This is a genomic window from Psychrobacter sp. UBA3480 (genome assembly GCF_002377945.1).
Classification (GTDB): Bacteria; Pseudomonadota; Gammaproteobacteria; order Pseudomonadales; family Moraxellaceae; genus Psychrobacter.
Map to the genome: position 1 here is coordinate 7,486 of NZ_DFQV01000028.1, position 20,360 is coordinate 27,845.

10 protein-coding genes and 1 CRISPR repeat array (1 of these 11 running past the window's edge) are annotated in these 20,360 nt (G+C 41.9%); of the genes, 8 read left to right on the forward strand and 2 right to left on the reverse strand.

Annotated elements, in window-relative coordinates; translation table 11 throughout:
• Window positions 1–6,203, reverse strand: a 6,203-nt coding sequence (locus B2863_RS11515; protein WP_296210703.1) for an ESPR-type extended signal peptide-containing protein, incomplete at its 3' end; no start/stop codon positions are given.
• A gap of 382 nt (window positions 6,204–6,585) precedes the next feature.
• Here B2863_RS11515 and B2863_RS11520 point away from each other — a divergent pair.
• From B2863_RS11520 to B2863_RS11555, 8 genes are all read left to right on the forward strand, one after another.
• Window positions 6,586–7,701, forward strand: a complete 1,116-nt coding sequence (locus B2863_RS11520) for a hypothetical protein (RefSeq protein ID WP_296210706.1) — start codon at window positions 6,586–6,588, stop codon at window positions 7,699–7,701.
• A 140-nt stretch (window positions 7,702–7,841) separates the two neighbouring features.
• A complete protein-coding gene (locus B2863_RS11525) occupies window positions 7,842–8,684 on the forward strand; it encodes a hypothetical protein (RefSeq protein ID WP_296210709.1) in 843 nt (280 codons plus the stop codon).
• Between the two features lie 2 nt (window positions 8,685–8,686).
• Entirely contained in the window at window positions 8,687–9,922 is a 1,236-nt protein-coding gene (locus B2863_RS11530; RefSeq protein WP_296210712.1) for a hypothetical protein, read from the forward strand.
• A gap of 212 nt (window positions 9,923–10,134) precedes the next feature.
• On the forward strand, window positions 10,135–10,965 hold the full coding sequence (locus B2863_RS11535; RefSeq protein WP_296210715.1) for a hypothetical protein: 831 nt from the start codon (window positions 10,135–10,137) through the stop codon (window positions 10,963–10,965).
• The gene (locus B2863_RS11540; protein ID WP_296210720.1) at window positions 10,958–14,041 is read left to right on the forward strand and encodes a hypothetical protein; all 3,084 of its coding nucleotides are present in this window, start codon (window positions 10,958–10,960) and stop codon (window positions 14,039–14,041) included. Before B2863_RS11535 ends, B2863_RS11540 begins: the two co-directional genes overlap by 8 nt.
• Window positions 14,042–14,044: 3 nt before the next feature.
• Entirely contained in the window at window positions 14,045–15,406 is a 1,362-nt protein-coding gene (locus B2863_RS11545) for a hypothetical protein (RefSeq protein ID WP_296210723.1), read from the forward strand.
• Window positions 15,403–15,981: a condensin complex protein MksE gene (locus B2863_RS11550; RefSeq protein ID WP_296210726.1), complete on the forward strand. Its 579-nt coding sequence runs from the start codon at window positions 15,403–15,405 to the stop codon at window positions 15,979–15,981. Before B2863_RS11545 ends, B2863_RS11550 begins: the two co-directional genes overlap by 4 nt.
• Before the next feature lie 21 nt (window positions 15,982–16,002).
• Window positions 16,003–16,509, forward strand: a complete 507-nt coding sequence (locus tag B2863_RS11555; RefSeq protein ID WP_296210728.1) for a hypothetical protein — start codon at window positions 16,003–16,005, stop codon at window positions 16,507–16,509.
• Between the two features lie 25 nt (window positions 16,510–16,534).
• Here the strand turns inward: B2863_RS11555 and B2863_RS11560 are convergent, their stop codons facing one another.
• Entirely contained in the window at window positions 16,535–17,608 is a 1,074-nt protein-coding gene (locus tag B2863_RS11560; RefSeq protein ID WP_296210732.1) for a hypothetical protein, read from the reverse strand.
• Window positions 17,609–17,723: 115 nt separating this feature from the next.
• Window positions 17,724–20,360: a CRISPR direct-repeat array (repeat unit 36 nt; unit sequence ATCTACACTTAGTAGAAATTGATTAGGTCGTTAGAC); it runs 207 nt beyond the window's last position.

Here is a 20,360-nt window from a genome sequence, read left to right on the forward strand (position 1 = left end):
CTATCGACACGAGCATTAACAGCCTTGTCATTGGCAGCAACCGTATTGCTCAGCGCAGTATCACGCTCAATTGAAGACTGGTTGTTTGCAGCAATAACCGTATCTTGACGAGCCTGGTCAGTAGCAACTGCAGCATCTTGCGCTTGATTGGCGGCATCCAAACGACCCACTTCGGTAGTTATGGTTTCGTTGGTGCTATCGACACGAGCATTAACAGCCTTGTCATTGGCAGCAACCGTATTACTCAGCGCAGTATCACGCTCAATTGAAGACTGGTTGTTAGATGCCACAACTAAGTCTTGATTCGCATCTACGACAGATTGCTCAGCCTTGTTAGTAGCGATTACTTGGTTGGTATCATCAACACGCGCATTAACCGCTGTGTCATTGGCAGCAATAACCGCATCTTGACGAGCTTGATCAGTAGCCATTGCAGCATCTTGTGCTTGGTTAGTTGCATCCAAACGGCCCACTTCCGTAGCCATAGTTTCGTTGGCTTGGTTAATCTTGCTATCAGCATCTGCTTTATTTTGCGCAATAATCGTATCTTGATTCGCATCTACGACAGATTGCTCAGCCTTGTTAGTAGCGATTACTTGGTTGGTATCATCAACACGCGCATTAACCGCCGTGTCGTTGGCAGCAACCGTATTACTCAATGCATTATCACGGTCAATTGAAGACTGGTCATTTGCGGCGATAATCGCATCTTGGCGGGCTTGATCAGCAGCAACTGCCTGGTCTTGCGCAGTGTTGGCATCTTCAAGACGACTTACTTCTGCTGCAACATTTTGATTGGTTTGGTCAATCTTGCTATCAGCATCTGCTTTATTCTGCGCAATTACTGCATCTTGCGCAGTGTTAGCAGTATCTAAGCGACCCGTTTCAGTCGTGATACGGTCATTAGTCGCATCAAACTTAGCATCAGCGTCAGCTTTGTTTTCAGTAATAACCGTGTTTTGGTCTGCATCCGTTGCAGCTTGAGCTACTAGGTTGTCAGCAATGGCCTGATTGGTTGCATCAAGCGCACTTTGATCCGCTTTAGAGGCGATTACTGTGTTTTGTGCAGCGTTATCAGCATCTAAACGGGCAGTTTCATCCGTGATACGGTCGTTGGTTGCATCAAACTTAGCATCAGCATCTGCTTTATTGGCAGAAACTGTAGCATTGGTCTCATCTAAAGCGCTTTGGTCGGCTTTAGATGCAATGACTGCGTTCTGATTGGCATCGGTTTCCGCTTGAGCTACTAGGTTGTCAGCGATAGCCTGATTGGTTGCATCAAGCGCACTTTGGTCGGCTTTAGAGGCAATAACCGCATCCTGATTGGCATCAGTTGCCGCTTGAGCTACTAAGTTGTCAGCAATCGCCTGATTGGTTGCATCAAGCGCACTTTGATCCGCTTTAGAAGCAATAGCTGTGTTCTGATTGGCATCAATGGCCGCCTGTGTCGCCAAGCTTTCAGTAATAGCCTGATTGGTCGCATCAAGCGCACTCTGGTCTGCTTTAGAAGCAATGGCTGTGTTCTGATTGGCATCGGTTGCCGCTTGTGCTACTAAGTTGTCAGCAATGGCTTGGTCTGTATTATCAATACGAGTACCAAGCGCACTATCACGGTCAATTGAAGACTGGTCATTTGCAGCGATAATCGCATCTTGGCGGGCTTGATCGGCAGCAACTGCCTGGTCTTGCGCGGTGTTAGCAGCATCTAAACGGCCAGATTCATCTGTGATACGGTCATTAGTCGCCACGTTCTTAGCGTCAGCATCCGCTTTGTTCTGTGCAATCACATCATCTTGCGCAGTGTTAGCAGCATCTAAACGGCCAGTTTCAGTCGTGATACGGTCATTAGTCGCCACGTTCTTAGCATCAGCATCCGCTTTGTTAGCAGAAACCGTCGTATTGGTCTCATCTAAAGCGCTTTGGTCTGCTTTAGAAGCAATGGCTGCGTTCTGATTGGCATCAGTTTCCGCTTGAGCTACTAGATTATCAGCGATATCTTGATTGGTTTGATCAACACGGTCGTTAATGGCAGCGTCATTGGCGGCAATCACATCATCTTGCGCAGTATTAGCAGTATCTAAACGGCCAGTTTCAGTCGTGATACGGTCATTGGTTGCCACGTTCTTAGCATCAGCATCGGCTTTGTTGGTAGAAACCGTCGTATTGGTCTCATCTAAAGCGCTTTGGTCTGCTTTAGATGCAATGACTGCGTTCTGATTAGCATCAGTTTCCGCTTGAGCTACTAGGTTGTCAGCGATATCTTGATTGGTTTGGTCAACACGGTCATTAATAGCAGCGTCATTAGCGGCAATCACATCATCTTGCGCAGTATTAGCAGTATCTAAACGGCCAGCTTCATCTGTGATACGGTCATTAGTCGCCACGTTTTTAGCGTCAGCATCGGCTTTATTTTGAGCGGTTACAGTGTCTTGGTTAGCATCAGTTGTTGCTTGTTCAGATTTATTATTAGCAACCGTCTGATTGGTTGTATCTAAAGCGCTTTGGTCAGCTTTAGAGGCAATAACCGTGTCTTGATTTGCATCAGTTGTCGCTTGAGCTGTTTGGTTGTCAGCGACATCTTGATTGGTTTGGTCAACACGGTCATTAATAGCAGCATCATTGGCAGCAATCGTTGAATCTTGGTTAGAGTCAGTAGTGGCTTGAGCAGCTTTGTTAGTAGCAACTCTATCATTGGTTACATCTAAATCGCTTTGATTGGCTTTAGTAGCGATTTCAGCATCTTGATTCGCATCAATAGTGGCTTGTGCAGATTTATTATCAGAGACAGTCTGATTGGTTGTATCTAAAGCGCTTTGATCGGCTTTAGAGGCGATAACCGTGTCTTGGTCAGCGTCAGTCGCCGCTTGAGCTATTTGGTTGTCAACGATATTTTGATTGGTTGTATCTAAAGCAGTTTGGTCGGCTTTAGAAGCAATGGCGGTATCTTGATTAGAGTCAGTCGTCGCTTGTGCTGATACATTATCATTAATAACTTGGTTGGTATCGTCAATACGAGCATTCACAGCATCGTTATTGGTTGTAACGGTATTGCTTAAAGTGTTATCACGCGCAATAGAATTGGTGTTGGTTTGGCTGATAGCTGCGTCTTGACGGGCTTGGTCAGCATTAATAGCTTGGTTTTGCGCAATATTTGCATTGTCCAAACGCAAAACTTCACGGCTGATTGTCTCGTTTGTTGAGTCCAAATCAACTTGATTAGCCTTGGTGTTTAACTGTGATACGTTAACCGCGTCATAGTCCTGTACGCCATTGTCAACGTTAATGATTTGGCGTCGAAGGGTAGAGCTACCAATAGATACAGAATTACCTCTATCTGCAACAGAACCATTACCTATGGCGATACCGCCATCTACCACAGATCTGGCATTAGAGCCAAATACCAACGAATTTGGTGCGCTTGCAAATACTGTTGAGTTATTACCCATAACAAACGAGCCATCTGCACCAGCTTCGATAAGGTTGTCATTACCAAAGGCATAAGAATCGTTAGCATTAACAACATTAGGATCACCGAAAGTACCGCTGTTATCACCAGACACAGTATGACCTGCGCCAAACGCAATTGAGTTGGTGCCAGTGATTGTTACATCGCTACCAATAGCTACTGAGTCATCAGAAGTTACGCTGGTTCTACTACCCAACACCACTGCTTCTTTACCGCTTGCAGTGTTGCCAGTACCAAGGGTAACAGCGTTAACACCTGATGCGGTGCTATCAGCACCTAAAGCAATAGTATTCGTATTGGTTGCTTTGTTATTCTGACCGCCTGATATTGATGATGTACCTGATGAGCGGTTATCTATTCCACCAATAACGCTTGCATTTATACCCTGCTCATTGCCATCAGCATCCAATAAAGCATTGCCAGATGCATCGCGTATGCCGGCGTAGTTATTAGTACCGCCTGCAATAGTAGCGTTCTCACTGACAACTGTATTGCCAGTACCACCACCGATAACCGATCTAATACCAGTGGCTTTGTTGCCACTACCACCAGACACAACAGATATCTCACCCTCAGCAGTATTATTAGTACCACCAGAGACAACCGAAAATTTGGAAGCAGCCGTGTTGCTCAATCCACCTGTAACTACGGCACCTATAGACTCTGCTTTATTAGACTCCCCACCGCCGACAAAAGAATTCATACCATTAGCAGCGTTAAAAATACCACCGCCAATAGTAGAGCCTGAGCCAGTGGTTAAATTGTCAGATCCACCAGCGATGGTTGATATATTCCCAGTGGCCGTATTCCCAGTTAAACTATAACCAGATACACCACCACCACCACCGCCAATAGTAGAGCCTGTTCCAGTGGCGGTGTTGTAGTGACCACCACCGATAGTAGCCCCAACGCTCAAGTTTTGATCGTCAGGATTACCAACAATATTATTACTACCACCACCAATAGCAGAATCACCAGCATTAGCTTGGTTGCTTGACCCACCTGATACTGTAGAGTTTTGTCCTCTAGCGTAGTTGCTGCCACCACCAGATATAGTAGACGAGCCACCATATGCTCTATTACTTATACCGCCACCAACAGAACTATAATAACCACCACCAAAAGTAGTATTGGAATAACCACCAGAAATAGTTGAACCATCACCAGCGGCATTATTATATCTACCACCACCAACAGAAGCATCGGTACTAGTAGCGGTGTTTAAATAACCACCTAGTATATTAGCGTTTTCAGCGTTCGCGGTATTAGAGTAACCACCACCAATCGTTGAATATAATCCCGAAGCGGTATTATATTCACCACCAGATATTGTGCTATCACGAGCGGTAGCGTTGTTACCAGTACCGCCACCAACTGAGGCATTGGCGGTAGCAGGGTCGTTCAATGTGCCAGCAGTGTTGGATAGACCGCCATTAACTGTAGAATTTTTACTGTAAGCTCTATTAGAACCACCACCACCAACAGTAGATTGCTCTCCTATTGCGCTGTTGGTGTTGCCACCTGAGACGGTTGAACTATCTCCTGACGCAGTATTCATAGCATCTCTTGAGAAAGTCATGGAGGCATCTTGATATATTATACCGCCGCCACCTGCAACAACGGAGTTGGCACCTGATGCGACATTACCGTCACCACCACCCACAGTAGAGTTCAGACCTGATGCTAGTGCATCAATGCCGCCCGAAACTGTTGAGTTATCGCCTGATGCAGTATTTAGACTGCCACCTGAGACTGTCGATTTGCTCCCTGACGCTGTGTTTTGAGTGCCGCCTACAACAACAGAAAAGTCGCTTTCGGCTTTGTTATTGAATCCACCACCGACAAAAGCACCTTCGTTAGATGCCGTGTTTGCTGTACCACCATTAATAGAAGAGTAGTCTCCTGATGCGATATTATAAGAACCACCTGAAACCGTGGTTTCTACCCCTGATGCTTGGTTATAAGTACCACCACCAACCGTAGATAAGCTACCCGTTACCTTATTACGAATACCGCCACCAATAATAGAGCCGTAACCTTCTGCGCTGTTCTCAAATCCGCCTGCAACAGTGGCATATTTACCATCAGTAATAGGCACGCCGTTATTCAGCAAATCACCATTAACGTCACGGACCGCCTGACCTGTTGTATTGCCTTCACCACCACCAATTGTTGAACCAACTGAGTTGGCGTTATTTTTAACACCACCAGAGACAACAGTGCTTTCACCATTGGCGCGGTTTTTTTCTCCACCAGATACAACTGATGCTTCACCATAAGTACGGTTTTCTATGCCACCACCAATAGATGAGTCAGCACCTTCTGCTAAGTTAAATTGCCCGCCAAGTATAGATGTATGATCGCCAAGGGCGAAGCTCTGCTGTCCACCTGCAACAACAGAGTTACCACCGGCGGCGGTATTAGTATTGCCGCCACCAATAGTTGATCTAGAACCAGAGGCTGTATTGTCAGCTCCGCCAGAAACATTTGAGTATATACCAGTAGCATCGTTGTTGTTGCCGCCTGAGACGGTTGAATATATTGCGGTTGCAGTGTTTGAGTCCCCACTCAAAACTTCCCCAGCCTGAGCAGCTGTCACTCCCATTGCTGAGATCAATGATAGGGCGATTAGATTTTTGGTAAGACCTTTGCCTTTACCTTGAGATTTTCCGAGTTCTGATACGGCTTTAAAAACGCCCGTAGATTGACAGCGCACAACTTTATAGACTTGGTTCATTGTCTGACCTTTAGAATAAGTGGCTAAAATTATTGGGTACTGCATTTGTTGTGAAACAAACACAACTACTTTCTTAACATTAATCGTACATTATACACAGCTAATTATTTATTTATAGCAAATCTCTTAAATATCAAAATATATTTCATTTTATTTGTAATAGCATCTCCTAAAAGTCAGCTTTAGCAGGTAAGCAGGTAACTGGTTGAAATAAAAGAATTATGAAAACCTTAAGAACAAAGTCTAGCGCAGTCTTATCTTTTTTATTAAAATAAATAGCAAATAATCCTTGTAACTGTACGAATTATTAGTTAAAATAATCAATGTAGAAGACATCTACAGCCTACCTAGAGGCGACACTAGGCTGAGAAAGGAATTTATTATGAGAAAGTTAAGTATCGAAGATTTTAAATCGATAATGCTGGCGGGTGCATGGTCACATGAAGTAAATGTCGAAACAGTAGACACCCAGCATCGCGAAGAACATATCTATACAGCTGATGGTGAAATCGCAGAGACACGCCATAGTGAATACGTGCATGGTTACGCCAATGCCGTATCTAGCTGTGAAGATATTACTGTGACCTATGAAGAGCAATGGAGCTTCATTAAGTACGATGAAGACTCTTTTGATGCAGATGATGGTCACTGGTCACTTGATGGTGCAGTCATTATTGACGAAGACGGCGATGAAGTGGCTATTGACTGGGTGATAGAAGATATAGACGATCTTGATTCTGATTTTACCGAAATTGACTATAGCGGGCTTGAGCTCACAGAAACCAAAGATATTGATGTTCAAGCGTCGGACGTTGATCGCACCATGACAATCGAATGCAATAGCGGTCCAAACATTCGTTTTACTGGTGACAGAATCGCGGCAGCGGCTAGCTCAGACAACAATGCAAGTGGCTCAAGTTATAGTGGCAGTACTGGACTGTGGACTGAGCTTTCGTTATATAAAACAGACAAGGGCCATTACATCTGCCATAAAGTTGAATGCACTCGCTGGCAGGGCAGTGAAGATTACAGCTCATTAGAAACCTGTGACTCATTAGAGGCAGTAATGCAATTCTTTGGGCATGACTGGCTAGCAAAAGATTTGTATGAAAATGGCGAAATCGAAGCAATTACTTATGTTGATGATGAAGAGGTTACTATGAGCGATAACACGATTACTTTAAAAGTAGATAACCAACCTGACCTACGTTTTGATGGTGAGTGCATTGGCACCGCGTCAAGTTCAGACAACAACGCAAGTGGTTCAAGTTATAGTGGCAGTGCTGGACGATGGACCGAGCTTAAGCTTTATAAAACAAAAGGTGGTCGCTACGTCTGTCATCAAATTGGTTATACAAGATGGCAAGGTGAGCGCGATCTTTATAAGGCAAAGGTTTGCGAAACCACAGAAGAAGTTATTAAGTTCTTTGGTCATCGCTGGCTTGCCAAAGAGTTATATGAGAATGCGGGTATAGAAGACGTGACTCAGATCGACTAACAACAGGGTTTTTAAGTAAACAACAGGATGGGTTTGCAGGGGCTATAGAAGAGCTGGCAAGCCCATTTTTTCACCTAATAAATAAGAACATGGACAGGTTAATCCGTCTATATACAGTAACAACGTCGAAGGATATCAGCATGGCCACTAAAGCTAAAACAGCAAAACAATTAAATGCGGTTATTGATGAACAAGTAGAACTTATTAGCAACTACTCTCAGCATATTAAGAAGATGAATAAAGAAATGTTTTCTTATTACCTCTATCACTACATGGAAGAGATGAATATACCGCCATTATCGTTGGCTTTTATATTTAATGATCGATTTGGCACAGAAGTCACAGATTATAGAGAAATTGTTTCATATTCAAAGTCATACGATGCTCAGGTCAATGGGGATAGTAACGACAAAGAAGTTTATGCCGCGATACCGGTCGTCTTTTATATTTATATGGAAAATTTTTGGCGTGAAGCCATGTTAAAATTAAAGAGCGAATGGCAGGTTGATAACCTTGATCTGGCAGTTATGCTTGTTGAGTCACAGATTGCTAATGGTTATGCAAACGGTTGGGCTTACCATCTAATATCAGCCTTTTGTAAAGGCTCTATGGAACCAAAAGAGATTAAAACTATCATGTCGGATGCACGCTCGATTGTTGAGGACGGGGATAGTGTTAAGCAGCCTAAAGAATTTCATTGGTTATTGGCCATTAACATGGGCTCTTTTCTTAATACAAAACGTATGAGTAACATGCTAAACCAAAAGGTATTCAATGCATACGAAGGTTTGTACGACGTTCATAAGTCTAGCGCTAACAAGAAAATTAAAAAAGGGATCAAAGAATTGGACAGCAACAAAAACAAAGAAGACGTAATATCTATTGTTTTTACAGCAAATGAGCTTAAGGCATTACAGGCGACAAGCGCCTTTGAATATGCCACAGAAAATAGTAAAGCGACTATTGACAAAATAGGAGGGTAGCTATGAAAAAAAACTGCTCGAACACAATGCCAATACTTAACGACTATCTAGAGGCCACCTACGCTTTAGGATGGACTGAGCCATTAGTACTCGACGTGATAGAGCGGGCAGGCGGTTTTGAGCAAGTAGTTTGTGATGCTTTAGAGGTGCAGGAACTTATTTTTACCAACAGTCTAGCTTCACGGCCAGACCTTGAGGAAAACGAACCTACGACTATTGACGCCTCTTCCATACTAGAAAACACGCTATACATGAAAGAAATGCGGGCAAATGATCTTAATGCATTTATGGAAAAACATAAAAATGCGATTAAGACCGCATTAAAAACCCATCTTGCCACCATCAGCGACAACATTATTAATGAGTTTTTTCACCTCAATTACAATCTAGAGTATGAAGACATTAAGGTTTTTCTAAATGAAGATCGCGATATTGTTATTGATTCAGAATACGTGCTGGCAGGTGTTTACTACATGATTTTGATGATCATGTGCAGAATGAGCGGCGGTATGAGCGCGCTAAAGCTAAAGCATATTGATTTCTCTAAGGTTAAGGAAGTAGAGTGCCGCGACGTTAACATCTCAATCAATGGCAATGCTAAGAAAGGTCAGAACGGGATTTTTAATGAAGATCATTACTTACAAGGCATTCTTGAAAACAATTACATTGATATTATTTACGGTTCAGATTGGGCGATAAACAGAGCGCCTATCGCGGTAAGTTTTACAGCAAAGAAGCACTCTTATCACGCCACACCTATAAAGCTATCATGCGACACCATAAATATGCTGACCGTGACGGGTGATGCGGCGGTTACTGCTGATATTACTAATAAGAAGGATGAGGTTAGATTGTTTTGTGAAGATCATTCTAATGCCGATATTCGTATTGATGCACCAAGCGGGTTTTGGCTAGATGTTCAGAACTACGCCAGAGTGGTACTTAGCGGCACAGGTAACTGTTTAGACATGTCAACGAGCGATGAATCTATGTTGTTTGCCGCAAGATTTGTATCCGACAATATACCTGTCAGATGCGATGATAAGAGTTTTGTGATGGCCAACTCTGAAAACTTTTATGATACAGCTAATATCAATGATATGGAGGCTACGGTCATCAACACACAAGTTCGTAGCAATCCAAGCTATGAAGCCTGGCGTCAAAGACTGCGCGATGAAGGGGTTGATGATGGAAAGCCTGACTATGTATTCTATAGTAAGGAAACCAGAGCGGGCTAATGGCGCTATTGGTTACTGCAGGAACAGGCAATCAGACCGGCTATTTAGTCGGTTTTTTTGTGCGTGCAATACCGCGATGAAAACCACTAAAATCATTTAAAATAAATAGCAAATAATTTGAAATGTTACGGTAAATTATATATAATATAAGTTGTTTTTGCTGGTTATTTTCTTTGTAATTATAGTTATCATTTAGAATAAATGGACTGCTTATGAGCGTTGCAAGGCTAAGAAAAATACTGGCTAATATTGACGCTGGCAAGCCCATTAATTTGAGTTCTTTTTTGAATTCTATTGAGTCTTTGAACCTTAAAGAGAGAATCAAATCTGATGATGTAAAATTCTCTAAAGTAAAAGGCGACAAATATAGGGTGACTTACATCAAACCCTCTTTAATGAGCTCACTTAGAGCCTATACGGGTGATGAGCAGGCAAGTAGAATTACTGCAGCGGCGCAAAACCAAAGTCATAGCCAAAAGGTCATCGGCTCGTACCTAAATATTTTACTCTCAGCACATAATAGCGACAAATCCTATCCAGTATTTATTAGTTTCGACACCGATGGGCGTGTCACTTACCCGCCAAACACACCACTCACAAAAACCGGCTCTTGCGATCTACTGATTATTGAGAATGTGCAGTTGTTTCTCTTCTGGCACCGGACTGTCTCATTTTTAAGAGCGCGCTGCGGATTTGATAGCACTAGCTTCGATATTGCTTTAGGGCGGGGCAATGAAATCAGCAACACCTATCACAAGAAATTCTTATCGAAGTACCAAACCATCTACCTGTGCTTAGACATCGATTTGGGCGGTTTGATGATTGCTAAAAACCTGATTAATCTGGTCCCCGGTACTCCGTATCAATTCTTAATGCCTGACAATATCGATAACTACTTGAGTAGAGTAGTCGAACAAATAGACCTAAAAACCCTTAATGATATCCGCGCTATTGGCCTGCAGCATCCAGGGTTATTTAATGCGTCACGCGCCATTAGCAAACATATTAAAACTATAGAACAGGAGAGTTTTTTGCATGACTAATACACTAGAGGGATTTACCCTAGACTACCAATTAAAACGGGTGGCATTTGTTAATTCCGCCAGCCATTATTACTCAGAGATTATGCTGGACAATCACTTAGCGCTATTTGGTGATAATAACGCGGGTAAAACCGCCTCTTTGGCGGCACTCAAGCTAATGCTTTACCCTGAAACAGATTTCACTGAGTGCTTTAAAAAGTTTAAGTTTCAAGGCAAAACAGGCAAGTACAGCACTGAGGACTCTTACAACTTTTACTTTCCTTGTGATAAATCATTTCTGATCATGGAGATTGAGAGTAACAACGAGGCGTCATGTATCGTCTTATATCGAGCTAAGGGCTACAAGTACAACAGATGGTTCATACCAGCAGGCTATGACGAGGTTCGCCCTTTGTTCTTTGACGAGCAAAGTAAAGAGCTGTCAGAGGACTTAAGCGTGGCCAAACTGAGTGCTTTTGCCAAGCAATACAAGCAAAGCATTGAGGTGACAGAATCTAAGAAATTGGTTGAGCTTATGTACGGCAACGTGGGCCGTGAAGACAGCCGCTACTGTATTGTGCCACTGATGGAAAACAATAAGAATGCGGTCAATGCATTTCGAAATATCTTCCAGATGGCTTTTGACTCAGGTAGCGAGGCGGGCGAATCATTAGCCGAGGCGATTGCAACACTCGTTGAGATGAAGCATAGTCGCCGCGAAGAAAAGCTTAGTGCCGATCTACCTCAACTGGCACAAGAATATCAAGAACTGGTTCAGCGCGGGGAAGAGCTGGTTGTGCTCTCCAACAACCATGACGCTTACAATAACTTGTCGAAATCAATGGCAGCACTTGACGAGCTTGAAACAGCGATCAGTAATGAATACGCAGTTTTAAACAAGCACTTTATCACTCAGAGCGAGAGCTATAGCGGTAATTATGCTCAAATCAATCAAGAATGGTTAATGGCTAACAAGCAGGTTAAAGACCATCAAGAAAAGTCGCGAGTTCTAGATAGTGAGCGAAGCGTAATTTTAGGTGCCATCTCAACAATTCAGGCGGGCATTGAGGACAACCAGCGATTCATCAATATCGCAGAACAGGTGATGTCAGAGCATGACAAGACAGATGCTCACAGCCTTCAAATAGAGTTATCTAAGAAGCTAGCAGCTCTTAAAGAAGAACTAACAGCGCTGGACAACGAGCAAGCAACGGCAGGAATGCTAGAGAGTCTGATTAAAGAACAAAACATCAAAAAGAACGACTTACGGCGCGCTAGTGGTAAATCTGACAACATAGACAGCCTGACGCTTGGTCAATTCTCACAGAATACCTCTGCAGTGCTGGCGAGTATCAACAAAGATTTTACCGACCTTAGTGCCGAATTATCTGACGATGAGATGCAAGTACTGATGGATTTTGCCGATTTGTTTGAGACAAAGGACGGTATGTTAGCCATTGGCGGGGAAGTGCTTGCCAATACCCCATCGCTTAGCTACAGCTTGAGTGAGCAAAAAGCCAAAATTGACGGGGATATTAAAAATCTTACTGAGCAGCTGACAGCATTAGATGCTCGTATTAAAGCCATTAACGTCACTCTACGAGACACCAGTGGAGAATCTAGACGTGAGCGCATCATTGAGGTCAGCAATCAAATAGAGACCCTAAAAACGCAGATTGAAGCGCTTAAGCGCCACGATATTGCGCTTATGGACATCAAATCAAGCACTGTTAAGCTTGAGGAAAAACAAGCCATAGCACAAGAACGTTCAGACAGCATTGAAGCCATCAAGCATGACTTGGTTGCATTGGAGCAATCGGCGCGTGCGATTGGCGCAAAAAGAAATGAGATCCAAAACCAAAATGAGCAGTTTGAGTACTACGAAACTGAGCTTAAGCGTATAAGAAACACGCTTGAGGTGAAAGAGGTGGATGTGGACGCACTCATTGAGTCCGGGTTTAATCCAACCTTAAATGCCGCCACACTCAGAGCACTTGGCGGGAAACTAAACAAGCTTATTGAGGTCAAAGCAGAGTTCATACCTCGCGCAAGATTGTTTATTGAAGCGGTTCCTAATGAGCGTATTGATAGGTTTAAAGAGTTGCACCGCTTATCAGAGGTTAAGGCCGCTATCAGCTCTTACAGCACCAGTTTTAGCACACTGCAGCTGCAGAAGAACAGACAAGCCATCGACATATCTAGCCATAACAGAATCGTTGGTAGCCAGTTAAAAGAGATCTCTGACGCGCATCGTATTTTAGAAACCAGCGTACGAGATATTAATAATGAGCTGAATGGTCACAAGATATCAAACCTTGAGAAAGTCAGCTTGCGCTTACATCTTCACTCTGACTTTGAGCACGTCTACAAACTGAGTCAAAACTACGACCTAAGCCAAGACAAGCTAATGGGTAGTGATTTCTATCAGTCATTGCTTAGCTATGTCCAAAAGCATGGCAACAAACGCACCGGCCTACTCAAAATGAAGGATATTATTAAAAACATTACTTTTGAGTACTTAGATGCTACCGGTGCCGTCACAGACAAGCCACAATCAGGCGGGACAACCAGTACCATCACGGCATCAATCATATCGATACTGCTTAAGCGCATCTTTATGGTCAATACCACGTTCAAAATGCCGATTGTTATTGATGAGGTGGCTGCGCTAGATGGCACCAATACCTCTATGATTGTAGATTGCATCAACGAGCATGGTTTCTCAGCCTTTTGTGCAACGCCGCTCAGAAGTGCGGTTGTCTGTGAGGCAGTTGGGCGTTGGGTAACAGTCGATTATAACTATGTTGATACTGGTGTGACATTAACGTGGCCTGGATGCGTGCTAAACATATTGCCAAGCTCAATCAGTGTGTGGGGCGTTAAACCAGACGATGCTAGTGACTACTCTAATGAAGAGTCACAAAAAATAAATGAGGATGAGGAAAGAGACGGTCTAATAAACCTAGCAAATCGTCTTAACGCTCTCCGAGAAGAAGAGTATAAGTACAAGCCAACGCCCAATCGCTATGTAAGCCTTCTCCCACAGGACCTTGTAGAAGAGCATTATTCTTCTCATACAAATAATTCAGAGGAATAAGACATGCTATATAGCCGTGTTGAGCTGATAGAGAGCGTACTAAAATACAAAAAGCATTTCTTGTTATTTGTTGATCAGATTAACGAGCAAAAAAATGGTCTTGGCTTTCCTGCGATTAACTATGCCATTTTTCATAGAGAGATCAGTAAAGACAAGGATATGAGTTGGTATATCAAACGGCTTGAATTACCCTCTATGATAGATGGTGGTTTATTCCTAGATCCTGATAAATCAGATGGTACTTTGATTATGACCGCAGTGTTGTATGAGCTGCTGGTCTTTATTGATACATCGAGGAATAAGCAACTCAGTCTTGCCAAGTTTGAGTCGTTACGCTCACAAACCGTCCAAGTTAAAAACAATATTGTGATAAGCGAGGCAGGTTCCGATGATAGAACAGAGCATCTGCAGGTGTTTTGGGAGCTTATCAACGAGATATTAACCACGTTTAAAGAGAATATCTTGGTGCTTAATATCAAGGTGGACGAAATCGCAAGCCTCTACAAGCAGCTTGATGTAGGAGAGGTGTCTGTAAATATAGATGAGTTGTACCAGGTCACTCAAAAGCTTTATGAGCGTCACATGCAGCCAAGCTTAGAATTTATTGATGAGCGCACACTGATCATTGGTAGTGAGAATTTTGTGCAGGCGATTGATGCCCTTTATCAGTTCTTTATCAATGAAGATGATGTGCCAACGGCAATGGCTATTCTCTATAAATCGAAATCAATCAGCTCTTACTACAAAGATATCAAAGCGGTGTCTGACAGACTGGTAACTTATTTACACAACCTATCTGAGCACAGAGCTTTATTCATGGCGGTTGAGCACAACTACAAGAAGATGATGGATGCGCTTAATGAGGTCAGAGAAGGCAAAGGGCGTGCTTTGTATATCAAAGAAGATGCAGAGTCGATTGACCACCTAAGAAGTCTCGATGGCTTAAGCGCTCACAGTCAAGGTTATAGCGCAAAACTTGAGCGTGAGCCTGTTGGGTTTATGGCGCAATTTAAGAGTCATTACGAATTAACCCTCAATAAGCCTATCAAGAGTAAAGGCAGTATCAGTAAGAAGCGCTTACAGCGCGACAATTCAACGAAAAAGCGTGGCGAGTACATTATGTACCTAATGTTCGAATTAAGCCGTGACGAGGCGATTACCGACATTCACGCCTATGTAAATGACCACCTCACCAATAATCTTGCAAATTTCACTCTAATAGACACGCTTTATGGATTAGATTCGTTTTTGCCGTTACTGGATAAGAAGCGCGTCAGACAGCAACATCATCGAGCACGATTAGAAGACGACACCCATTATTTTGAATACATAACACTGAATTACATCAAAGGAGATCAGCTGTGATTGATTACCATAAGAGTGCAGAGATATTTAACCATCTAATGAATGGTCGGGTTATTAACCGGGAGGTAATGGGCAGTCATGGCGCGTTTGAAAACAACCATCTATTCTCCGAGATTATGGATCATCGAGAAGATTACAGTCATCAGTACAAGATGTCAGGGTTCCATTTGGTAGAGAATGTTGATTATTTTTATATCATCAAAGGCCAAGAGTTCGATATTGCAAAAACACAGATCGCAATGAAGGCGTATTTCCTATTAACCATCCTAAGTAAGTACGCAACCAGTAACAACATCTCAATAAGTAAGTTATGGTCTGCAGATGGCGGTATTAGCCAAGCAGAGCTTGTGAAGATTGAAGAACTTAGGGATACCAAAGAAATTCTTGAGAGATGCAATTTGGATGATAGCTTATTCAAAAACATCAAGGTGATCATGGTAGATAGAGACATCGCATACATCCATCCAGTGTCTCAAAATATTGTATTGGCCAATGCTGGCAGGCAATTTTTTGAGGACATAAAGAATGATTTTGAGTTCCATAATCAACAAGAACAAGATGAGCTGAAAACTTAATATAAAGAAACAGGCGATGTAATGAGCAATAAGTATATTAGTAAGTTTTTTGAAGTAACTGGATACCTAAACCCTTATCGGAACAAAAACGGGCATATAGAGTACTCCAGATTTGTAGCCGTTATCATGTTGGAGGCTGTGGCCGCCGTTCTATACTTATTCAAAGTAATGCCTGATTTCCTAACAATGGGGAAACCATACAACTTAGTGGCTTATTTTTATAAATACGCGCTGGTCTGGCCACTAGAGCAAGCAAAGGTTGTATGGGGTGCGTTAAAGGAGATAACACTAACTGGCAATGGTCAGGTAGACCAAATAATCTCTATTGGTGGCATGGCAGGGTATATCGTATTGCTTATGTCAGCATATATGGCGGTTTACACTGTAATTTTACGATGGACTGATGATGATTTTTCAATAGGTGACTTTCTAGGGGCGTGGTGTGTGCCATTATTCTTAGGTGGTTTGTGGTATTTCGGAGTAATGGCTATTGAGTATGTAGTAGCATTGAAGGCGTCTCTACAGTAGACGCCTTCAATGGTTTTAGTGGCGGTTAACGGCTTTCAAAGTAGTTTTTATTTGCCATCAGATTTGTCATGGTCATTTCTTTTTGCTTAGTCTTAACCCCAAGTTCAATATCGCTATAAATACTTTTTATCTCAAGAAACACGTTGTTAAGCGCAGCATCAGGATCTTGACTTGAGCGTTGATCTGTTATTAACAGCGCCTCATTTGGTGCTGGCGCGTAATACTTGAGCTTTGCAGCAGTGTAATCACGCCAAACCTGGTCAAGCCTTTCATTGACAATCTTATCCAAACGAAACTTATCTTCTGAGATGTCAAAACTGGCATCATTCTTTATCTTATCGAGTAGAAGTAGGCCTTCTTTACGAAGATGCTCCAACTCATCTTGCTGCTGAAACGTATCAGAGATTTTAATCTTATCAAACTCTACATTCATAGCATCTTGATAGCTTTCAATGATTTCTGACAGCGCTTTAATTGCATCAGATAGCTTACCAGATGCATTAGAGATACTGTTTTCAGCGACAGGGGCCACTTTATGAATAGAGCGAAGTGTATCTATCGTTTTCTCAGCAGTGGCTTTCAAACCATCGGCGCGATGCTTTAGCATTAAACTCATATCTGAATTCTTGATACGAGAGTGCAAGTTTACAACTCGTGAATAAGAAAGCTTGATATCCGGGTACTCAATTAAGAAAGCATATTTACTTGGAAAAGCAGTACTTCGATCTGTTGAGGCTACAGCATTACCAACTTCATCTTCGACTTCTTCCTCAACTCGCATTGGCGGCGGCGCTAGTTTTGATGCGCGGCTTTGATTTTTATCGAATGCTCTTTGATTTATGGATGTAGCTACAGGCATGCTTTCAGAGGCAGAAGCGAGAGTTTTTGCAGGTTTTCCTTTATAAACATAATGGACGATATGTATAAGTGCGAGGGCAATAAACAATGGAGCAAGGGCAATAGCAACGTGCAGAACTACGTTTAAGAAGCCCATAAAACCCATGAGATCAGTGGCGTAAACAGTGCTCAAACTAGACGCTATTGGTGATGCCGATAGCGCTGATAGCATCACTGCAGCCTTTATTGTGTTGTTTTTCATTAGCACTCACCAAACATTAATATATATTATATTTTATAGCAATAAGCCATTTTTATCAATATTAATTTTAAAATGAATAGTGAATAAAGAGTTATTATCCTTAGTAATCTACACTATCTACACTTAGTAGAAATTGATTAGGTCGTTAGACGCACTAATATGAATGAGGGAACCACTATGGTATCTACACTTAGTAGAAATTGATTAGGTCGTTAGACGCAAGAGTCCTCGAAGAGCGCAGTTACGAATCTACACTTAGTAGAAATTGATTAGGTCGTTAGACCGCAGATAAAGCACGCGTGAACGCATGGATCTACACTTAGTAGAAATTGATTAGGTCGTTAGACAGTTTCTAAAACGCAAAAAACCCGCTTAATCTACACTTAGTAGAAATTGATTAGGTCGTTAGACCACGTATGGACGTATCTGAGTAAGACATCTACACTTAGTAGAAAATAATTAGGTCGTTAGACACAATTTTAAATCAACTTAAAGTATTTATCTACACTTAGTAGAAATTGATTAGGTTGTTAGACCTAATCGACTTGATAGTGAGCTTGACAGATCTACACTTAGTAGAAATTGATTAGGTCGTTAGACCCCAGGAATATCGATAACGAATTCACCCTATCTACACTTAGTAGAAGTTGGTCAGGCCGTTAGACTCCGCCTGTATTGCTATAATAGACTCATATCTACGCTTAGTAGAAATTGGTTAGGTCGTCAGACTTATTCGGATCTATCTCGCAATAATTATCATCTACACTTAGTAGAAATTGATTAGGTCGTTAGACCCTCATGGCTGTCATGCAACGGCTCGTATCTACACTTAGTAGAAATTGATTAGGTCGTTAGACCTGCTATCTGCATCTGAGCGTTCATTTCATATCTACACTTAGTAGAAATCGATTAGGTCGTTAGACATGATAATGACGCATGGTTCGACGAGTTATCTACACTTAGTAGAAATTGATTAGGTCGTTAGACCCCAACAGCTAATCATCGCACTAGGACGATCTACACTTAGTAGAAATTGATTAGGTCGTTAGACTTGCTTTAATCGCCTTCTCATCTTTCACATCTACACTTAGTAGAAATTGATTAGGTCATTAGACGTGCAGATAATACATAATCGCTTTAATATCTACACTTAGTAGAAATTGATTAGGTCATTAGACCATGGGGTGAGACCGGCAACAGACACATATCTACACTTAGTAGAAATTGATTAGGTCATTAGACCTATTTGTAGTCCAAAATCGCTCTTAATATCTACACTTAGTAGAAATTGATTAGGTCATTAGACCGAGTTTAGCAGCTTAGATGGGCTCAAATCTACACTTAGTAGAAATTGATTAGGTCGTTAGACCGACAGAAAAGCCGTCGCCCATGAACTATCTACACTTAGTAGAAATTGATTAGGTCGTTAGACCTGCTTTATGCTGTGCTGTCGCAGTCTATCTACACTTAGTAGAAATTGATTAGGTCGTTAGACCCAGTGATGGGCTTTTTGTCGTCTAATATCTACACTTAGTAGAAATTGATTAGGTCGTTAGACTGCATCAGTGATTGCTGAATCACCAAATCTACACTTAGTAGAAATTGATTAGGTCGTTAGACCGTCAAGTCAGTGCCAATGATTTTCATCTACACTTAGTAGAAATTGATTAGGTCGTTAGACTACTCAATATCATAACTAACGGTCGGATATCTACACTTAGTAGAAATTGATTAGGTCGTTAGACTGAGCCGCTTACTGACCCCGACGCGCATCTACACTTAGTAGAAATTGATTAGGTCGTTAGACACAAGTATAAGGATTACAAAAATGGCTGAAATCTACACTTAGCAGAAGTTGATCAGGCCGTTAGACGTGACACCGTGTATAACATACAACTAGATCTACACTTAGTAGAAATTGATTAGGTCGTTAGACCTTCCGATTGCTGCTTGGCAAATTCTTATCTACACTTAGTAGAAATTTATTAGGTCGTTAGACTTAAAAATCAACGTCTGGTAAACAGACAATCTACACTTAGTAGAAATTGATTAGGTCGTTAGACCCATACAGACTGTTCCGCAAGGTATTATCATCTACACTTAGTAGAAATTGATTAGGTCGTTAGACGAAAGAGCCGACGAGATCAGCAAAGCTGAATCTACACTTAGTAGAAATTGATTAGGTCATTAGACAATACTACTATTAATAATAATAGTAAGAAATCTACACTTAGTAAAAATTGATTAGGTCGTTAGACCGCCAAATTCACCCCTATTTGTAGTCTATCTACACTTAGTAGAAATTGATTAGGTCGTTAGACTCAACAAGCCGCCTTGTTGATCTCACAATCTACACTTAGTAGAAATTGATTAGGTCGTTAGACACTATATGATGGCGATGAATTCAACACATCTACACTTAGTAGAAATTAATTAGGTCGTTAGACACAATGCGGTGCTTAAAGGCGCTAACGCATCTACACTTAGTAGAAATTGATTAGGTCGTTAGACCAAATAATCGGCCATCAAAACCTCGTTATCTACGCTTAGTAGAAATTGATTAGGTCTTTAGAATAATACAGATATGATATTATATCTATATATCTACACTTAGTAGAAATTGATTAGGTCGTTAGACCTAGCGCATTGAGCGCCATTTTCGTTTGTCATCTACACTTAGTAGAAATTGATTAGGTCGTTAGACCAATCAAAGGAATTATATCATGATTATATCTACACTTAGTAGAAATTG